Origin of the sequence: Microbacterium commune, assembly GCF_014836945.1 — a bacterium.
GTDB lineage: Bacteria > Actinomycetota > Actinomycetes > Actinomycetales > Microbacteriaceae > Microbacterium > Microbacterium commune.
The window spans coordinates 486,799-503,622 of sequence record NZ_JACSPX010000003.1 but is presented as its reverse complement, the minus strand read 5'-3'; the positions used below and the strand labels follow the sequence as shown (position 1 = coordinate 503,622).

Annotated in this window: 13 protein-coding genes, 1 tRNA gene and 1 other RNA gene; 5 read left to right on the top strand and 10 right to left on the bottom strand. The window is 70.7% G+C overall.

Annotation, left to right across the window (positions count from 1 at the left end):
• Window positions 1-1,088 (top strand): glycosyltransferase family 4 protein (locus tag H9633_RS13085; protein ID WP_225211433.1); only part of this gene is annotated, 1,088 nt, incomplete at its 5' end.
• Window positions 1,085-2,395 carry a nucleotide disphospho-sugar-binding domain-containing protein gene (locus H9633_RS12590; protein ID WP_191713380.1) on the top strand — a complete coding sequence of 437 codons (1,311 nt, stop codon included), beginning with the start codon at window positions 1,085-1,087 and terminating at the stop codon, window positions 2,393-2,395. The genes H9633_RS13085 and H9633_RS12590, both read left to right, overlap by 4 nt.
• Here H9633_RS12590 and H9633_RS12585 read toward each other — a convergent pair.
• The 5 genes from H9633_RS12585 to H9633_RS12565 form a co-directional block, all read right to left on the bottom strand.
• The gene (locus H9633_RS12585) at window positions 2,388-3,095 is read right to left on the bottom strand and encodes a hypothetical protein (protein WP_191713379.1); all 708 of its coding nucleotides are present in this window, start codon (window positions 3,093-3,095) and stop codon (window positions 2,388-2,390) included. The genes H9633_RS12590 and H9633_RS12585 overlap by 8 nt on opposite strands.
• 121 nt (window positions 3,096-3,216) lie before the next feature.
• Window positions 3,217-4,149, bottom strand: coding sequence for a diacylglycerol/lipid kinase family protein (locus H9633_RS12580; RefSeq protein ID WP_191713378.1), 933 nt, complete (start codon window positions 4,147-4,149; stop codon window positions 3,217-3,219).
• 27 nt (window positions 4,150-4,176) lie between these two features.
• Window positions 4,177-7,155, bottom strand: a complete 2,979-nt coding sequence (locus tag H9633_RS12575) for a bifunctional [glutamine synthetase] adenylyltransferase/[glutamine synthetase]-adenylyl-L-tyrosine phosphorylase (protein ID WP_191713377.1) — start codon at window positions 7,153-7,155, stop codon at window positions 4,177-4,179.
• 7 nt (window positions 7,156-7,162) lie between these two features.
• Entirely contained in the window at window positions 7,163-8,500 is a 1,338-nt protein-coding gene (locus tag H9633_RS12570) for a glutamine synthetase family protein (protein WP_191713439.1), read from the bottom strand.
• A 2-nt stretch (window positions 8,501-8,502) separates the two neighbouring features.
• Window positions 8,503-8,718: a hypothetical protein gene (locus H9633_RS12565; RefSeq protein ID WP_071641837.1), complete on the bottom strand. Its 216-nt coding sequence runs from the start codon at window positions 8,716-8,718 to the stop codon at window positions 8,503-8,505.
• A gap of 68 nt (window positions 8,719-8,786) precedes the next feature.
• Here H9633_RS12565 and ppgK point away from each other — a divergent pair, with 68 nt between their 5' ends.
• On the top strand, window positions 8,787-9,530 hold the full coding sequence (gene ppgK, locus H9633_RS12560; protein WP_191713376.1) for a polyphosphate--glucose phosphotransferase: 744 nt from the start codon (window positions 8,787-8,789) through the stop codon (window positions 9,528-9,530).
• A 56-nt stretch (window positions 9,531-9,586) separates the two neighbouring features.
• Here the strand turns inward: ppgK and rnpB are convergent.
• From rnpB to H9633_RS12540, 4 genes are all read right to left on the bottom strand, one after another.
• Window positions 9,587-9,943: RNase P RNA component class A (rnpB, locus tag H9633_RS12555), an RNA gene on the bottom strand.
• Between the two features lie 14 nt (window positions 9,944-9,957).
• A complete protein-coding gene (locus tag H9633_RS12550; RefSeq protein WP_191713375.1) occupies window positions 9,958-11,703 on the bottom strand; it encodes a bifunctional 3'-5' exonuclease/DNA polymerase in 1,746 nt (581 codons plus the stop codon).
• 30 nt (window positions 11,704-11,733) lie between these two features.
• A complete protein-coding gene (locus H9633_RS12545) occupies window positions 11,734-12,468 on the bottom strand; it encodes a zinc ribbon domain-containing protein (RefSeq protein ID WP_191713374.1) in 735 nt (244 codons plus the stop codon).
• Between the two features lie 37 nt (window positions 12,469-12,505).
• Window positions 12,506-12,910: a YchJ family protein gene (locus H9633_RS12540; protein WP_191713373.1), complete on the bottom strand. Its 405-nt coding sequence runs from the start codon at window positions 12,908-12,910 to the stop codon at window positions 12,506-12,508.
• A gap of 73 nt (window positions 12,911-12,983) precedes the next feature.
• Here H9633_RS12540 and H9633_RS12535 point away from each other — a divergent pair, with 73 nt between their 5' ends.
• Entirely contained in the window at window positions 12,984-13,823 is an 840-nt protein-coding gene (locus tag H9633_RS12535; protein WP_191713372.1) for an aldo/keto reductase, read from the top strand.
• A gap of 21 nt (window positions 13,824-13,844) precedes the next feature.
• Here H9633_RS12535 and H9633_RS12530 read toward each other — a convergent pair.
• Window positions 13,845-13,917: transfer RNA gene (locus tag H9633_RS12530), tRNA-Val, on the bottom strand.
• Window positions 13,918-14,070: 153 nt separating this feature from the next.
• On the opposite strand from H9633_RS12530, the gene aceE reads away from it, so the two are divergent.
• Window positions 14,071-16,797 carry a pyruvate dehydrogenase (acetyl-transferring), homodimeric type gene (aceE, locus tag H9633_RS12525; protein ID WP_071641872.1) on the top strand — a complete coding sequence of 909 codons (2,727 nt, stop codon included), beginning with the start codon at window positions 14,071-14,073 and terminating at the stop codon, window positions 16,795-16,797.
• The last annotated feature ends 27 nt before the right edge of the window (window positions 16,798-16,824 follow it).

Below are 16,824 nucleotides of genomic sequence, written 5' to 3'. Positions count from 1 at the left end.
GGAGGCCCGCCGTGGGCAGCGGGGGGGCGGCCGACGTCGCGCGTGAACTGGGGATCCCGACGGTGTTCACCGTGGCGCCCGACCCGCACAGCGTCATCGCGTCGCTGGAGCGATCGGGCACCCTCACGCGGAAGGACTTCGGCCCGGTGGATCTCACGGAGCATTTCTGGTTCCGCACGCACCTGGTGCAGAGCCTCGCGGCGTCCGCCGCGCATTCCGTCTTCTTCCCGCGACCTCAGCTCGAGCGCGACATGCGCGCGCTCGTCGGCATCGACATGTCCTCGCACCCCGAGCGGCACACCGTGGTCGCAGAGGGCGTCGACCTCGAGGTGGTCGATCGTGCCGTCGCGCGCGCCCGGCAGGTCGCCGCCGGCGACGAGCCGGTCGGTGCCCTCGCCGAGCTGGCCGCCCTGCTCGACGCGCTGCCCGCAGAGCGACGGCGGCTGCCGCTCCTGGTCACCGTCGGGCGGATGCACCGCATCAAGGGCATGGCCACTCTGGTGCGCGCATGGGCCCACGGACCGCTGGCCGACGCGGCCAACCTGCTCGTGATCGGCGGCGACCTAGAGCACCCCTCGCTCGACGAGCGCGAGCAGCTCGACCGCATCCGCGCCGCACTGCCGCCCGCCCAGCATGCGGCGCGCGGGCTGCTGCTGACCGGGCACCGATCGAACGACGTCGCCGCCGAGTGGCTGGCGGCCGCGCGCTTCGGGCTTCCCGGCCGGGCGGCACCCGGCGGCGTGTACGTCTGCGCGAGCCTCAAGGAGGAGTTCGGCCTGGCCATCCTCGAGGCGATGGCCACCGGTCTGCTCGTGGTCGCACCCGACAGCGGGGGACCCGCCACCTACGTCGACGACGACGACACCGGCTTCCTCACCGAGACCGCCGACCCGGCGAAGCTCGCCACCGCGACCGAGCGCGCCCTCGCGCGCGCCGGGGGCGCAGACGACGGCGCAGCGGAACGCGCGCGCGACCTCGTGGCTGAGCGCTTCACCATTCAGGGCATGGCCGCCAAGCTCGCTCCCGTGTACGAATCGGTCGCGCACAGCGAGGCCGAGCTGCAGCGCGCGGCGGAGCTGCTGGTATGACTCTGCTGATCATCAGCCCCGACTACGCCTCTCATCTGCTGCCGCTCGCCGCTCTCGGCACCGCATGGCGGGACGCGGGAGAAGAGGTCGTCGTGGCGACCGGCCCCGCGACGGCGGCCATCGTCTCCGGCTTCGGCTACGACCGGGTCGACCTCCCGCTGGGCCGGGGCGCGAATGCAGGCGTCATCCGCAGCTCCGAGCAGCAGGCCGAGGAGGCAGCGTCGCTCGAGGGCTTCTTCGCCGCGACGCGCACAGGCATGGTCGCGACGCTCGCCTATCAGGCACGCGAACGTCTCACCGATCTCATGTGGCGCCCCGTCGACCGCGCGCGAGCGACGCTGCAGGTGATCGACGAGGTCGCGCCCGACGCGATCCTCGTCGACCACCTCGCCTACAGTGCCCGCCTGGCACTGCACACGCACGGGATCGCCTACGGCGACGTGGTGCTCGGTCACCCGAGCGCCCTGCCGGTCGCGGGTGAGGTCTACGGCTATCCGCCCGCGTGGCCGGCCGCCTTCACCCCGGAGGCGGCGCAGCTGCGCGAGCTGCGCGCGCTGTGCGAGGAGGTGTCGCGGCGCTTCACGACCCAGTGGAACGACGCCGCCGCCGCACTCGATCCGGGCGCCCGACCGGTCGCCGATGCCTTCGCGCTGCACGGCGACACCGTGCTCTATAACTACCCGGCCGAGCTCGCCGCCGGCGACGGGCGCGAGCTCCCGCCGCATCGCTTCCTCGGATCGACGCCGCGCGACGAGGCCGGTGCCTCCGACGTCGAGGGGTGGATCGCCACGGGCCACCCGTACGTGTACGTGAGCTTCGGCAGCTTCCTGTCGGTCCGCGGCGAGGTGCTCGCCCGCGTGGCCGACGCGCTGCGCGCGACCGGTCTGCGGGCGGCGATAGCGACGGGAACGACGGATGCGGCGATGCTGGGCCCGATCCCCGACGACTGGCTGGTCGCGGAGTACCTGCCCCAGGTGCGGCTGCTCGCCTCGGCCGCCGCGGCGGTGACGCACGGGGGAAACAACTCCGTCACCGAGGCCGTGGGGCACGGGGTCCCGCTGCTCGTGCTGCCGTTCTCGACGGACCAGTTCGCGGGCGCAGCGGCGATCGAGCGCACCGGCACGGGCCGCGCGCTCGACCCGAACGCGGCGACCGTCGAGCAGCTCGCCGCCGCGCTCCGGGAGGTCGCGGACCCGACGTTCACCGGGCGCCCGGTGCTGCGAGCGGCGGCAGCGGCCCAGGTGGCGCAGCCGGGCCCGTCGATCGCCCGAGCGACGGTGTCCGCCTCCGCAGGCGAGGTCAGCTGACGGGGTCCGGCAGGCGCACCGCGCCCACCAGCCGGGCCATCGCCGACGGATCGCCGGCAGCCGCCCGGTAGTGCTCCATGCGCGATGCGTTCGCGTCGTACGCCGCGCCGGCGCGCACCTCGCCGACGTGGTGCAGCGCGTACACGCGGCCGGGATGACGGACGGGCGGCACCCCGAGGATCGTCGAATGCGCGAGGAACCATGCGGCGTCCTCGAAGCCCCATCCGCGGAACCCCTCGTCCTGTCCCCCGTGGCTGCCCCAGGTGCGCGGCGTCGCCACGTACACACCCGAGCAGGCCCCGTCGACGTACTGCTCGACGGTGCATCGCGCCAGCGGCACACCGGCGGCGTGCTCGGCCGATCCGGTGCGTCCGAGCCAGCGGTACTCGTCGTACGGCAGATGCACGAACGGGCTGTCCGCTGCCGCGCGGATCGCCGCGATCAGCGGCTCGCGCTCGGGGATGGTGTCCGCGTCACCCACCACGACGACCTCGTCCGCGGCCGCATTGCGCATCGCGGTGTTGCGGCACGCGGCGAGCACGAAGGGCACATCCCCCGTGTCGACGGTCTCGAGGGGAACCTGCGGCAGCGCCTCGCGATACCACGCGATCACGCGCTCGTATGCGTCGAGACGCGACGGCGAGGGTCGCCACGGGATCACGATCCGAACGGGGGGAAGCGGCGAGTCGAGAGTCGTCATGCACCGTCCTTTCCCTCTGAGTTTACGGGAGGCTGGCGCCCCTCCCGCACCGCGGGCCACCGCACCGTGCGCGGGGCTCAGCGGGCGGGACTCGGAGGGCGGGAACCGAGCGGGCGGGAACTCAGCAGAGCACGCGCAGCGCACCCGGCTGCACGCGCACGGCCAGCTTGGAGATGTCTCCCGCCTCTTCACCGTCGATCTCGAAGGGCACGGGTCCCGGCAGGGCGACGGCGATGGCCTCGCCGGTGAGGTGCTGCGCGAAGTCGATGCTGACGGTCTCGTCATCCCCGCCGAGCAGCCGCCGGATGCCGTTGTCCCAGACCACCGTGCGCAGGGTCTGCAGCCACTGCGTCACGTTGTCGGCGCTGATCAGCAGCAGATCCAGGCGGCCGTCATCGACCACGGCGTCCGGCAGCAGGGTGACCCCGCCCTGGATGTCACCGCAGTTGCCGATGAGCAGCGTGTGTCCGCTGAGCAGCTGCTCCTCGCCGTCGTCGAGCGTGATGTGGAAGTCGACGGTCTCTGAGGCCGTCACCGCACGTCCCATCGCGGCGACGTAGGCGAGCCAGCCGGCCTTGCTCTTCAGATCGTCGTCGGTCTCCGCGAGCATGTGCGCGTCGAGGCCGAAACCGACCATCACCAGGAATCCGACCTCGACCTCCGCGTCGTCCGTGCGTGTCCAGCCCATGTCGATGCGACGCTCGTCGCCTGCGGCGATGACCTCCAGCGCCTTGGGGATGCTGCCGATCGGGATGCCGAGATTGCGCGCCAGCAGGTTCCCGGTGCCCTGCGGCACGATTCCGAGTGCGGGGGCGTTCTCGACCGACGCGAGGATCTCGGCGACCGTGCGCACGGTGCCGTCCCCGCCGACGGCGATGACGACGTCGCATCCGGCCCGCACCGCCTCGGTCGTCATGGCTCGGCCGGGGTCGTCGGCGGAGGTCTCCCACCACATCAGCTCGGTGTCCGCCGGGACGGCATCCGTCACGGCATCCCGAAGTGCGTCGCCCTCGATCTTGGTCGGATTCCAGATGATCCCGAACCGCTGTGCCATCTGCTCCCCCTTCATCACGGCTGGATGTCAGCCGTAGAACTGCTTCTCGAAGACTCGCCGCGCACGACGCGTGACGCGGAGGTAGTCCTCCTCGAGCACGGTGGCGGCGCGGTCAGGATATCCCAGAAGGCGACCGACGCCGTCGAGCTCACGGATATCGGCCGGGAGCACATCCTTCGTCTGCCCCGTGAGCAGCGTCATGGCCGAGCGCAGCCGACTGGCGAGCACCCACGCCTCGCGCAGTCGCTCGGCGTCGTCGGCGGGGAGAAGATCGGCGAGCACGGCGGCATCCAGCGCCTGCAGCGTGGACGTCGTGCGCAGATCGGGCACCCGGTGCCCGTGCTGCAGCTGCAGCACCTGCACCATCCACTCGACATCGCTCAGCGTGCCGGGGCCGAGCTTGAGATGGCGCCGCGGGTCGGCGCCCTGCGGGAGCCGCTCGCCCTCCACCCGCGCCTTGATGCGCTTGATCTCCCGCACATCCTGCAGCGAGACGGCCTCCGGGTAGCGGATGCTGTCGGCGAGCTCGGTGAATCGGGCGATCAGTTTGACGCTTCCGGCTATCCCCCGCGCCCGCAGCAGCGCCTGCGCCTCCCACGACAGCGACCAGCGACGGTAGTACTGCGTGTACGCCTCGATGGTGCGCACGATCGGCCCGTTGCGCCCCTCGGGACGCAGATCGGCGTCGAGTTCCAGCGGCACGCGCTGGTCGGCGAGGTGCTCGCGCAGGCCCGCGACGATCCTGGCGGCGTGCTGCTGAGCGCGCTGCGGATCGACGCCGTTGGGGTCGTAGATGAACAGCACGTCGGCGTCGGAGCCGAAGCCGAGCTCGGCGCCGCCGAAGCGACCCATCGCGATGATCGAGAAGTCCATCGCGTCGTCCTCCGGCGGCACGACCTCGCGGCGCACCGCGCGCAGCGCGGCCTGGATCGTCGCCTCGGTGATCTCGGTGAGCGCCCTGGCCATCTCGTCGACTCCGACCTGCTCCAGCACCGCACCCATCGCCGTGCGCAGCAGCTCCCGTCTGCGCAGCGCCCGCACGGCTCGCAGAGCGGCCTTCGTCGTCGCATGCCTCGTCTGGATCGCGCGCGCCTCCTCGTCGAGCGCGGCACCGCCGCGTGGACGCAGGGCGGCCGGGGTGTCGAGCCAGGCGACGGACTCCGGGATCCACTCCATCAGCTCACCCACGTAGCGCGAGCTCGAGAGCAGCCGGGTCAGGCGCTCGGCGGCACCCGACGAGTCGCGAAGCATCCGCAGGAACCAGTGCGTGTCGCCGAGTCTCTCGCTGATGCGCCGGAAGGCGACGAGTCCGTAGTCGGGGTCGGTGCCGTCGGCGAACCAGCGCAGCATCACCGGCATGAGGTGCCTCTGGATCGTGGCCTTGCGGCTCAGCCCGGAGGTGAGCGCTGCGATGTGCCGCAGCGCGCCGGCGGGGTCGCGGAACCCGATCGCCGCCAGTCGCGAGCCGGCCTGTGCTGTCGAGAGCGTGCGCTCCTCGGCCGGCAGCGAGGCGACGGCCGAGAGCAGGGGCCGGTAGAACAGGCGCACGTGCTGATCTCGCACCGCGCGGCGCACCTCGTCCCAGATCTGCTGCAGACCGGATGCGCTGTCGGCCAGCGCCGTGGCCCTGGCGAGGCGCCGCATGCCCTCGTCGTCTCGCGGCATCAGGTGCGTGCGGGTGAGGTCGTGCAGCTGCAGCCGGTGCTCGAGCAGCCGCAGGATGCGGTACTGCTCACCGAAGGCGCTCGCCTCCGCGCGGCCGATGTAGCCGCCCTCGACGAGCGCGTCGAGCGATTCCAGCGTGCCGCGGGTGCGGATGCCCTCATCGCTGAGCCCGTGCACGAGCTGCAGCAGCTGCACGGTGAACTCGATGTCGCGCAGACCACCGGGACCGAGCTTGATCTGGTAGGGCACATCGTCGGCGGGGATGTGATCGGTGACCCGCTCGCGCATGCGCTGCACGCTCTCGACGAAATCCGACCTCTCGGCGCTGGTCCAGACCTTCGGCTGCACGGCGGTGATGTAGTCCGCGCCGAGTCGGGCGTCACCGGCCAGCGGACGCGCCTTGAGCAGCGCCTGGAACTCCCAGCTCTTCGCCCAGCGGTCGTAGTAGGCCAGGTGGGATGCCAGCGAGCGCACCAGCGCGCCCTGCTTCCCCTCCGGACGGAGGGCGGCGTCGACCTCCCACAGGGGTGGTTCGATCTCGGCGCCGCTCAATGCCGTCATCGTCTCGCGCGCCAGGCGCGTGGCGATGTCGATCGCCCTCGCCTCGCTGATGACGCTCTCGTCGGCCGTGCCTGCGACGAAGATCACGTCGACGTCGCTCAGGTAGTTCAGCTCGCGGGCACCCGCCTTGCCCATGCCGATGATCGCCAGCCGTGTCGCGGCGATCTCGTCGTGGGTGCCGGCACGACCCGACCGGTCGATCACCGCGCGGGCGACGGCGAGCCCCGCCTCCAGCGCCGCACCCGCCGCATCCGCGAGTGCGGCCGAGACGCCGGCGATCGCGAGCGTCGCCGACTCCGACGCCAGGTCGACCGCGGCGATCTCGCTCAGACAGCTCCGGTACTCCACCCGCAGTGCGGTGACGGGATCGTCGGCGCGCGCGAAGCCGTCGTCGGCCTCGACGGCCCCGAGCATCCGCGCGGTCAGCTCGGCGGCATCCGGCAGGTGCGTGCGCAGCAGCAGATCGGGATGCAGACGCTCGGGATGCCGCTCGAAGAACGCGCCGAGCGCTCGGGATGCCCCGAACAGCCGCCATGCCGCCTCCCGCGCGACCGGATCGGACAGCACGTCGGCGACCTGCGCCGCGTCGCGGCGCGCGACGCCCACGAGGCCTCGCACCGCGGCATCCGGATCGGCGGCGACCATCCCGTCGGCGAGCTGCGCGCGCTCGAGGCCGGTGAGCTCCGACAGCTCGGTGAGATCCGCGGACGCGGAGGTCAGTTCGACGAAGCCGAGCCGTGCCAGGGCGGACAGCGATATGGACGCATCAGGACGCGCCATCGCCGGCTCAGAGCAGCCCGAGGTTGTTCTTGAGCTCGAACGGCGTCACCTGGCCGCGGTAGGCCTCCCACTCCTTCTGCTTGTTCAGCAGCACGTAGTTGAAGACCTGCTCGCCGAGCGTCTCGGCGACCAGCTCCGAGTCGCGCATGTACTCGAGGGCGTGGTCGAGGCTCGCCGGCAGCGGCGCGTAGCCGAGAGCGCGACGTTCGGAGTCGCTCAGCGACCACACGTTGTCCTCCGCCTCGGGTGGCAGCTCGTACTCCTCCTCGATGCCCTTGAGTCCGGCGGCGAGCATCAGCGCGTACGCGAGATACGGGTTCGCCGCCGAGTCGAGGGCGCGGTACTCGATGCGCGTCGACTGCCCCTTGTTGGGCTTGTACATCGGCACGCGGATGAGGGCCGAGCGGTTCGCGTGACCCCAGGTGACGAAGCTCGGCGCCTCGTCGCCGCCCCACAGGCGCTTGTACGAGTTCACGAACTGGTTGGTGACGGCGGCGATCTCGTTCGCATGACGCAGCAGCCCCGCGATGAACCGGCGGCCGGTGAGCGAGAGCTGATATTCGGCGCCGGCCTCGAAGAAGGCGTTCATGTCGCCTTCGAACAGCGACATGTGCGTGTGCATGCCGCTGCCGGGGTGGTCGTTCAGCGGCTTCGGCATGAACGTCGCGTACACGCCCTGCTCGATCGCGACTTCTTTGACGACGGTGCGGAAGGTCATGATGTTGTCCGCCGTGGTGAGCGCGTCGGCGTAGCGCAGATCGATCTCGTTCTGCCCCGGCCCGCCCTCGTGGTGGCTGTACTCCACCGAGATGCCCAGGTCCTCGAGCATCCGCACGGCGCTGCGGCGGAAGTCGTGCGCGGTGCCGCCGGGGACGTTGTCGAAGTAGCCCGCGTTGTCGGCGGGGATCGGGCCCTCCGGACCGAGCTGCGAGGACTTCAGCAGGTAGAACTCGATCTCGGGGTGCGTGTAGAACGTGAATCCGGCGTCGGCCGCCTTCGCGAGCGCCCGACGCAGCACGTTGCGCGGGTCGGAGACAGCGGGTCGACCGTCGGGGGTGGTGAGGTCGCAGAACATGCGGGCGGTCGGGTCGATCTCCCCACGCCAGGGCAGGATCTGGAACGTCGTCGGATCGGGCTGGGCGAGCAGGTCGGACTCGTAGGTGCGCGTCAGCCCTTCGATGGCCGAGCCGTCGAAGCCGATCCCCTCCGCGAAGGCGCCCTCGACCTCAGCGGGCGCGATGGCGACCGACTTGAGGGTTCCGATGACGTCGGTGAACCAGAGTCGGACGAACTTGACGCCGCGCTCCTCGATGGTGCGCAGCACGAAGTCGCGCTGCTTGTCCACCCTCACTGGCCAGACTCGAGAGAGCTGGAGCCCCACGCGTCGTCGGCCGCGTCGTCCGCGGCCCACGCGCGAGAGCGCTCGCGCAGGGTCTCGGGGGCGCGAGCCGCGTCCTCACGCGTGTCGAACGGACCGACCCGGTCGACCGATGCGGACAGCATGCCGAACTCGACCTCCCCGGTGCTGAGGTTGTACCAGTACTTCTCGTCGCCGTCGGACATGTCAGCTCCTTCGTCGGGATCTCGTCACGATCCTAATCGCTGCGTCGTGCATCGCTAGGCTATTCGCCATGGCACAGGCAATCGGCGTCGACATCGGCGGAACGGGCATCAAGGCGGGCATCGTCAATCTCTCCACGGGCACTCTCGATTCGGATCGAGTGCGCGTCCCGACGCCGGAGGGCGCTCACCCCGCCGACGTGGTCGAGACGGTGCGCGGCGTGCTCGACACCCTGGGTGTCGCGGAGTCGACGCTGCCGCTGGGCGTGGCCTTCCCCGCCATCGTGAAGTACGGCAGGACGCTCTCTGCTGCGAACATCTCGAAGGAGTGGGTGGACTTCGAGGCGGAGAAGTTCTTCGAGGACGGACTGGGCCGCAGCATCACGTTCGTCAACGACGCGGACGCGGCCGGCGTCGCCGAGGCTCGTCACGGTGCCGCGCGCGATGCCCGCGGGCTCACCATCATGACGACGCTGGGCACCGGGATCGGCTCGGCCTTCCTCTACAACGGCGTGCTGGTGCCGAACACCGAGCTCGGTCATCTCAACCGCGACGGCGAGTCGATCGAGCGCTGGACCGCCTACTCGGCGATGGAGCGCGAGAGCCTGTCGTGGGAGGAGTGGTCGGCACGCCTTCAGGAGTTCTACTCGCACGTCGAGTTCCTCTTCAGCCCCGACCTGTTCGTCGTCGGCGGCGGCGTGTCGAAGCATCCCGAGAAGTTCCTGCCGCTGCTCGATCTGCGCACCCCGATCGTGTCGGCCGTGCACCGCAACGCATCCGGCATCATCGGCGCGGCGGCTCTGTCGGTCGACTGATCACGCGCACAGCAGGAAGGCCCGGTCATCGACCGGGCCTTCCTGCGTGTTCGGGGCGAGTGGGCCGGCCTGTACGCCGGGTTCTGTTCAGGAGTTCTTCGCTCCCTTGACGGCCATCTCTCTCGACGACACGTTGCCGTGTCGTTCCAGCGACCTACCCGAGGACTCGGCGAGCCGCGTCAACGTCCTCTGTCTGGTCTTGCTCCGGGCGAGGTTTACCTGGCGGAGCGCGTCACCGCGCTCCCCGGTGGTCTCTTACACCACCCTTTCACCCTTACCCCCGAGGGGGCGGTCTTCTCTCTGTGGCACTGTCTCGCGGATCACTCCGGGTGGGTGTTACCCACCGCCCTGCCCTGTGGAGCCCGGACGTTCCTCGGTGCGCTCACGCGCCACGCGGCCGTCCGGCCGACCCACTCGCCCCTCGATTCTACGCGTCCTTCGCGGCGTTCTCGGCGACGTGCACGTCGAGCGGCACGTCGATGTCGAAGCCGGGGAACAGCCGGGCGGTGGCGGCGTCCGCGGCATCGCGGAGGATGCCCGCCACGAGCTGTGCCTGCTCCGCGGGGGCGTGCACGATCACCTCGTCGTGCAGGAAGAGGGCGAGATGCGCGCGGTCGCGGAAGATCGGGCCGGAGGAGGCCGCAGGCACGGAGGCCGGCGGCAGCGCCATGAGGCGGTGGCGGATCTCGGCGAGCCACAGCAGCGCCCACTCGGCGGCCGTGCCCTGCACGACGAAGTTGCGGGTGAAGCGCCCGCGCTCGCGGGCCCAGCCGCGCGCCCTGCTCTCCTCTGCCCCCGCAGCGTCTGGCCCTCCCGCCACGGACTGCGCCAGGCGCCACGCGTCGTCGGGTCGGGGCGAGCTGCGGCCGAGCAGCGTGCTGACCACTCCCCCCTGCTCGCCGGTGCGCGCGGCGGCGTCGACGAGCCCCATCGCCCGCGGATACACGGTGCGCAGCCGGGGCACGAGCTGCCCGCTCTTACCCGTGGTCGCGCCGTACATGGCTCCGAGCACCGCGTACTTCGCCTCGTCACGCGTCGCGACCGCTCCCGAGCGCACGACGCCCTCGTACAGGTCGCGCCCGCGCGCCGCCTCGACCATGGCGCTGTCGCGCGACATGGCGGCGAGCACGCGCGGCTCCAGTTGCGCCACGTCGGCGTCGACGAGCATCCAGCCGGCGTCCGCCCGGACGGCGTCGCGCAGCTGACGCGGTATCTGCAGCGCCCCGCCGCCGGATGACGCCCAGCGCCCGGTCACCACGGCGCCGGTGAGATAGATCGGACGGAACCGCTCGTCACGCACCCACTCATCGAGCCACGCCCATCCGTTCGCGGTGAACAGTCGGGCGAGCTTCTTGTACTCCAGCAGCGGACCGACCACCGGATGCTCGACGCGCGACAGCTCCCATCGCGAGGTCGAGTCGACGAACACGCCGGCACGGTGCAGCGCCCGCAGCAGGCGCGGCGTGCTGTCGGGGTTCAGGCTCGGGTCGTCGAGACAGCGACCGATCTCGGCGGCGAGCACCGCCATGCGCGCCGGCCGCGCGCCGCGCAGCGGCCGGGGGCCGAGCTGCTGCTCGAGGATGTCATGGTGGGCCGCGGTGCTCCACGGCAGGCCCGCCGCGGTCATCTCCTCCGCGACGAGGGCACCCGTCGACTCCGCGGCGCAGAGCAGCGCGAGGCGGGAGTCGGGTGCCGAGGCCAGTGCCGTCAGCTGAGCTCGCCACTGCGCCCTCACCTCGTCGATGTCGTCGCCGCGTCCGGCGCTCGCGGCGTCCACATCGAACAGCCCCGGCTGCCCGGCGGCGTCGTCGATGTCGTCGGTCCGCAGCCAGCGGTCCGACGGCGGCACCGGATGCGACGACGACGCGGTGTCGCGCAGGATGGCGTGGCAGAGCAGCAGATCGTGCGCCCGGCGCAGCCGCACCCCGGCGGCGAGCAGCCGCGGGTAGAACGTGCGCAGGCTCCGCACGGTCCAGCGCGGTGACAGCTCCTGCTCCATCTCCCGCACCCGCAGGACGAGATCGCGGTCGGCGACCTCCGTGACCGCCGGGTCGGCGTCGACGTCCGCGTGCAGCATGATGATCCACCCGCCGCTCGGGGCTCGCGCCACCAGGGCGTGCGGTGGCTCGGCGGCTCGGGTCACCGCATCCGGTCTGTCACCCGCGGCCGGCATCGGCACGGTCGTCGAGACGGGTGCCGGTCCTCACAGCCCGGACTCGTCGGTGCGCACGAGGATCCCGCCGCATTCCGGGCACGACACGACGTCGTCCTCGGCCGCCACCCGCACGGCCGCCAGCTCGCTGCCGGAGAGCACCATCTGGCAGCCCTCGCAGATCCGCCGGCGCAGCAGGCCGACCCCGATTCCACCCCTCGCGGCGCGGCGCGTGTACTCGGCGAGCAGCTCGGCGGACACGCTCTCGGCGAGAGCGGCACGATCGCGTGCGAGGTGCTCGCCCTCGGCGGCCGCTGCCGCCATCTCCGCCTTCGCGGCGGCGGTGAGCTGAGCGCCCTCGGACTGGGTCTGGTCGATCAGCGCCTGCTGCGCGTCGACCGCCGCCTGCGCGTCCTCCACCCGCCCCATCACGTCGAGCTCCGAATCCTCGAGCATCGTGATGCGCCGGCCGAGGCTCTCGATCTCGTTCTCGAGCGCCTGCGCCTGCTTCGGGTCGGTCGCCGTGGCGAGACGAGCGGCGTCCTTGTCGCGCCGCTGCGCGGCGAGGGAGACGTCGGACTCCAGCCGGGCGAGCTCGGCCTTCGCATCGTCGAGCACCCCCGTGAGCCCGGTCAGCTCGCCCAGCTGACGCTGGCGGAGGGCGGCGAGCTCGTTGATGCGAGCACCCTGCGGGGGCGTGGTGCGGGCGCGCTCCGCCTGCGCGATCCTGCGGTCGAGGTCGGCGATGTCGAGGAGGCGGCGCTGGTGCTCGGGGGTGGCTTTCACCCTTCGAATCTAGCCGCTGCGCGTGCGCCCGTCGACGTCACGCCGAGTCAGCGCGAACGACACCGTCGACATACAGCCACACGCGGTTCTCGCGCACGAAGCGGCTGCGCTCACGCAGCGCGCCTCTGCCCTCGTCGTCGCGGTAGAAGGCCTCGAACTCGACCACGCCCTGATCGTCGAACGGGCCGCCGTCGTTGTGATCGAGGATGTCGAGGCGCATCCAGCGGGTGCCTCGGTCGAGATCGAGCCGCTCGGGGCGAGTGGAGGGGTGCCAGGTGCGCAGCAGGTGCCCCTCGTCGGCGATCGCGAAAGCGGTGAACCGGGAGCGCATCAGTCGCACCGCGGTCGGCGCCGACCCGGATGCCAGCACCGGGCCGCAGCACGCCCCGAACACGTCTCCGCTGGTGCAGGGGCATCGCTGATCGCTCGTGGGGGTCGACATGCCTCCATGCTGACACGCGAGCGCCGGGCGGCGCGGCCGTAGGCTGGCCTGACCGACGAACCGAAGGGCCACCATGACCGCTGCTCCCGTCTTCACCGCTCACAACGGATTCCAGCTTCCCGCCGTGGGCTTGGGCACGTACCGGCTGAACGGAGAAGCCGGCGCGACGGCGGTCGCCACGGCGATCGGCCTCGGCTACCGCCTGATCGACTCGGCGTTCAACTACGAGAACGAGGGCGCCGTGGGCGCCGGCGTGCGGGCATCCGCAGTCGATCGCGCCGAGATCATCGTCACCACGAAGCTGCCTGGCCGCCACCACGAGTCCGCGAAGGCGCGCACCAGCATCGAGGAGAGCCGGTTCCGTCTGGGACTGGATGCCACCGACCTGCACCTCATCCACTGGCCCAACCCGATCACCGGCCGGTACGAGCAGGCCTGGCAGGGTCTCGTCGATGCCCAGCAGCGCGGGACCGTCCGCCAGATCGGCGTGTCCAACTTCCTTCCCGAGCACCTCGAGCGCATCGAGGCGGCGACCGGTGTGCGGCCCGTCGTGAACCAGATCGAGGTGCACCCCTATTTCCCCCAGGAGGAGGCGCTCGCATTCCATGCCGAGCGCGGCATCCTCACCGAGGCGTGGTCGCCGCTCGGGCGTGCCGAGCAGGTGCTCGACGAGCCGGTCATCATCGAGATCGCCGAGCGTCACGGCATCTCCCCCGTGCAGGCGATCATCGCCTGGCACGTCGCTCGCGGCACCGTGTCGATTCCGAAGGCGTCGTCGCCCGAGCATCAGCGCACCAACCTCGAGGCGGCATCCGTCGTGCTCGACGCCGCCGAGGTCGACGCGATCACCGGACTCGGCCGTGCCGACGGTCGCCTTTTCGACGCAGACCCTGCCTCGCACGAGGAGATGTGACACCCGCGCATCGGCGTACGGTGGGCCCTGCCGGGATCGAACCGACGACATCCACGGTGTAAACGTGGCGCTCTACCAGCTGAGCTAAAGGCCCTGGTAGCCCCATTCTACGGTGCGGAATTTGCGGAACACGTCTTCAGAACGGATATAGGCTGACCACAGCGCGCGTTGTGCGGTGCCGACAAGGTCCGACCGCGGCGCATCCCGTTTCCTTGGCACGACCTGCCAGCTTGACGAAAGGCTCCACGTGACCGTCCACGATCAGGATCCGTACTCCCAGGCACCTCTGGACAGCGACCCAGAGGAGACCGGCGAGTGGCAGCAGTCGCTCGACGAGCTGGTGGATGCGAAGGGTCCCGGCCGCGGCCGGGAGATCATGCTCAGCCTGCTGAAGCGCTCGAAGGAGCGTCACCTCGGCGTGCCGATGGTGCCGACCACCGACTACATCAACACCATCGCCGCCTCCAACGAGCCGGAGTTCCCCGGCGACGAGGAGATCGAGCGCCGCTACCGGCACTGGATCCGCTGGAACGCGGCCATCACCGTGCACCGCGCACAGCGCCCCGGCATCGGCGTCGGCGGGCACATCTCCACGTACGCCGGAGCCGCCTCGCTGTACGAGGTCGGCTTCAACCACTTCTTCCGCGGCCAGGACCACCCCAGCGGCGGCGACCAGATCTTCATCCAGGGCCACGCCTCCCCCGGCATCTACGCCCGCTCGTTCCTCGAGGGGCGCCTGAGCGAGGCCGACATGGACGGCTTCCGTCAGGAGAAGTCGCACGCGGGCCACGCCCTTCCGTCGTACCCGCACCCGCGGTCGATGCCGGAGTACTGGCAGTTCCCGACCGTGTCGATGGGTCTCGGGCCGATCAACGCGATCTACCAGGCGCAGGCGAACAAGTACCTCACCAACCGCGGCATCAAGGACACCGGCGACCAGCAGGTCTGGGCGTTCCTCGGTGACGGCGAGATGGACGAGGTCGAGAGCCGCGGGCAGCTGCAGGTGGCCGCCAACGAAGGCCTCGACAACCTCACCTTCGTGATCAACTGCAACCTGCAGCGTCTCGACGGCCCGGTGCGCGGCAACGGCAAGATCATCCAGGAGCTCGAGTCCTTCTTCCGCGGCGCCGGATGGAACGTCATCAAGGTCATCTGGGGCCGCGAATGGGACGACCTGCTCGCCCGCGACACCGACGGCGCCCTGCTGAACATCATGAACGCCACCCCCGACGGCGACTACCAGACGTACAAGGCCGAGTCCGGCGCGTACATCCGCGAGAACTTCTTCGGTCGCGATGAGCGCGCCGCAGCCCTGGTCAAGGACCTCTCGGATGACGAGATCTGGCACCTGCGCCGCGGCGGTCACGACTACCGCAAGGTGTACGCGGCCTACAAGTCGGCGATGGAGCACAAGGGCCAGCCGACCGTCATCCTCGCCAAGACCGTCAAGGGCTACGGCCTCGGTCCGCACTTCGAGGGCCGCAACGCGACCCACCAGATGAAGAAGATGACGCTGGACAACCTCAAGACGTTCCGCGACACCATGCAGATCCCGATCACGGACGCGCAGCTGGAAGAGAACCCGTACCTGCCCCCGTACTACCACCCGGGCAAGGACGACGAGACCATCCAGTACATGCTCGAGCGCCGCCGCAACCTCGGCGGCATGATCCCCGAGCGCCGCACCTCGCACACCGCGATCACGCTGCCCGAGGAGTCGACCTACGCGCTGCCGCGCAAGGGATCCGGCACCCAGGAGATCGCCACGACCATGGCGTTCGTGCGTCTGCTCAAGGACCTGCTGCGGGCGAAGGACTTCGGCAACCGCATCGTGCCGATCATCCCCGATGAGGCGCGCACGTTCGGCATCGACGCGTACTTCCCGACGGCGAAGATCTACAACCCGAACGGCCAGCACTACACCTCCGTCGACCGCCAGCTCCTGCTCGCGTACAAGGAGAGCCCGCAGGGGCAGATCGTGCACGTCGGCATCAACGAGGCCGGCGCGATGGCGGCGTTCACCGCCGCTGGCACGTCGTACTCCACGCAGGGCGAGCCGCTGATCCCGATCTACATCTTCTACTCGATGTTCGGCTACCAGCGCACGGGTGACGCGATGTGGGCCGCGGGCGACCAGATGGCGCGAGGCTTCATCATCGGCGCCACCGCCGGCCGCACGACGCTGACCGGTGAGGGACTGCAGCACGCCGACGGACACTCGCCGCTGCTGGCATCCACCAACCCGGCCACCGTCTCGTACGACCCCGCATACGGCTACGAGATCGCGCACATCGTGCGCTCGGGACTCGAGCGGATGTACGGCGGATCGCACCCCGACCCCGACGTGATGTACTACATCACGGTCTACAACGAGCCGCTCGTGCAGCCGGCCGAGCCGGAGGATGCCGACATCGACGGCATCATCCGCGGCATCCACCGCATCAAGCCCGGCACGGGCGAGGGCCACAAGGCGCAGCTGTTCGCCTCCGGCGTCGGCGTGCCGTGGGCGCTGGAGGCCCAGGAGCTGCTGCAGCAGGACTGGGGCGTCAGCGCGGATGTGTGGTCGGTCACCTCGTGGAGCGAGCTGCGCCACGACGGACTCGCCGTCGACGAGCACAACTTCCTGCACCCCGAGGAGGAGCCGCAGACGGCCTACCTCACGCAGAAGCTGCAGGGCGCCGAGGGCCCGGTCGTCGCGGTCAGCGACTTCATGCACGCCGTGCAGGACCAGATCCGTCCATGGGTTCCGAACCCGTACTACACGCTGGGCGCCGACGGCTTCGGCTTCTCGGACACCCGCGCGGCCGCGCGACGCTTCTTCAAGATCGACGGTCCGTCCATGGTGGTCCGCACTCTGCAGGCGCTGGCCGACGAGGGCAAGGTCGACCGCTCGGTCATCGGCCAGGCCATCGAGAAGTACCGTCTGTTCGACGTGAACGCCGGCACCAGTGGAAACGCGGGCGGCGAGAGCTGAACCTGTGAGCAGTACCGCCCAGCAGGC

Excerpts from the sequence above, each read along its gene's own strand:
- H9633_RS12540 (WP_191713373.1), bottom strand. The coding sequence starts at position 12,910 with ATGTCGACCCCCACGAGCGATCAGCGATGCCCCTGCACCAGCGGAGAC.
- H9633_RS12575 (WP_191713377.1), bottom strand. The coding sequence starts at position 7,155 with ATGGCGCGTCCTGATGCGTCCATATCGCTGTCCGCCCTGGCACGGCTC.
- H9633_RS12550 (WP_191713375.1), bottom strand. The coding sequence starts at position 11,703 with ATGCCGGCCGCGGGTGACAGACCGGATGCGGTGACCCGAGCCGCCGAG.
- H9633_RS12590 (WP_191713380.1), top strand. The coding sequence starts at position 1,085 with ATGACTCTGCTGATCATCAGCCCCGACTACGCCTCTCATCTGCTGCCG.
- H9633_RS12580 (WP_191713378.1), bottom strand. The coding sequence starts at position 4,149 with ATGGCACAGCGGTTCGGGATCATCTGGAATCCGACCAAGATCGAGGGC.
- ppgK (WP_191713376.1), top strand. The coding sequence starts at position 8,787 with ATGGCACAGGCAATCGGCGTCGACATCGGCGGAACGGGCATCAAGGCG.
- H9633_RS12535 (WP_191713372.1), top strand. The coding sequence starts at position 12,984 with ATGACCGCTGCTCCCGTCTTCACCGCTCACAACGGATTCCAGCTTCCC.
- H9633_RS12585 (WP_191713379.1), bottom strand. The coding sequence starts at position 3,095 with ATGACGACTCTCGACTCGCCGCTTCCCCCCGTTCGGATCGTGATCCCG.
- H9633_RS12565 (WP_071641837.1), bottom strand. The coding sequence starts at position 8,718 with ATGTCCGACGGCGACGAGAAGTACTGGTACAACCTCAGCACCGGGGAG.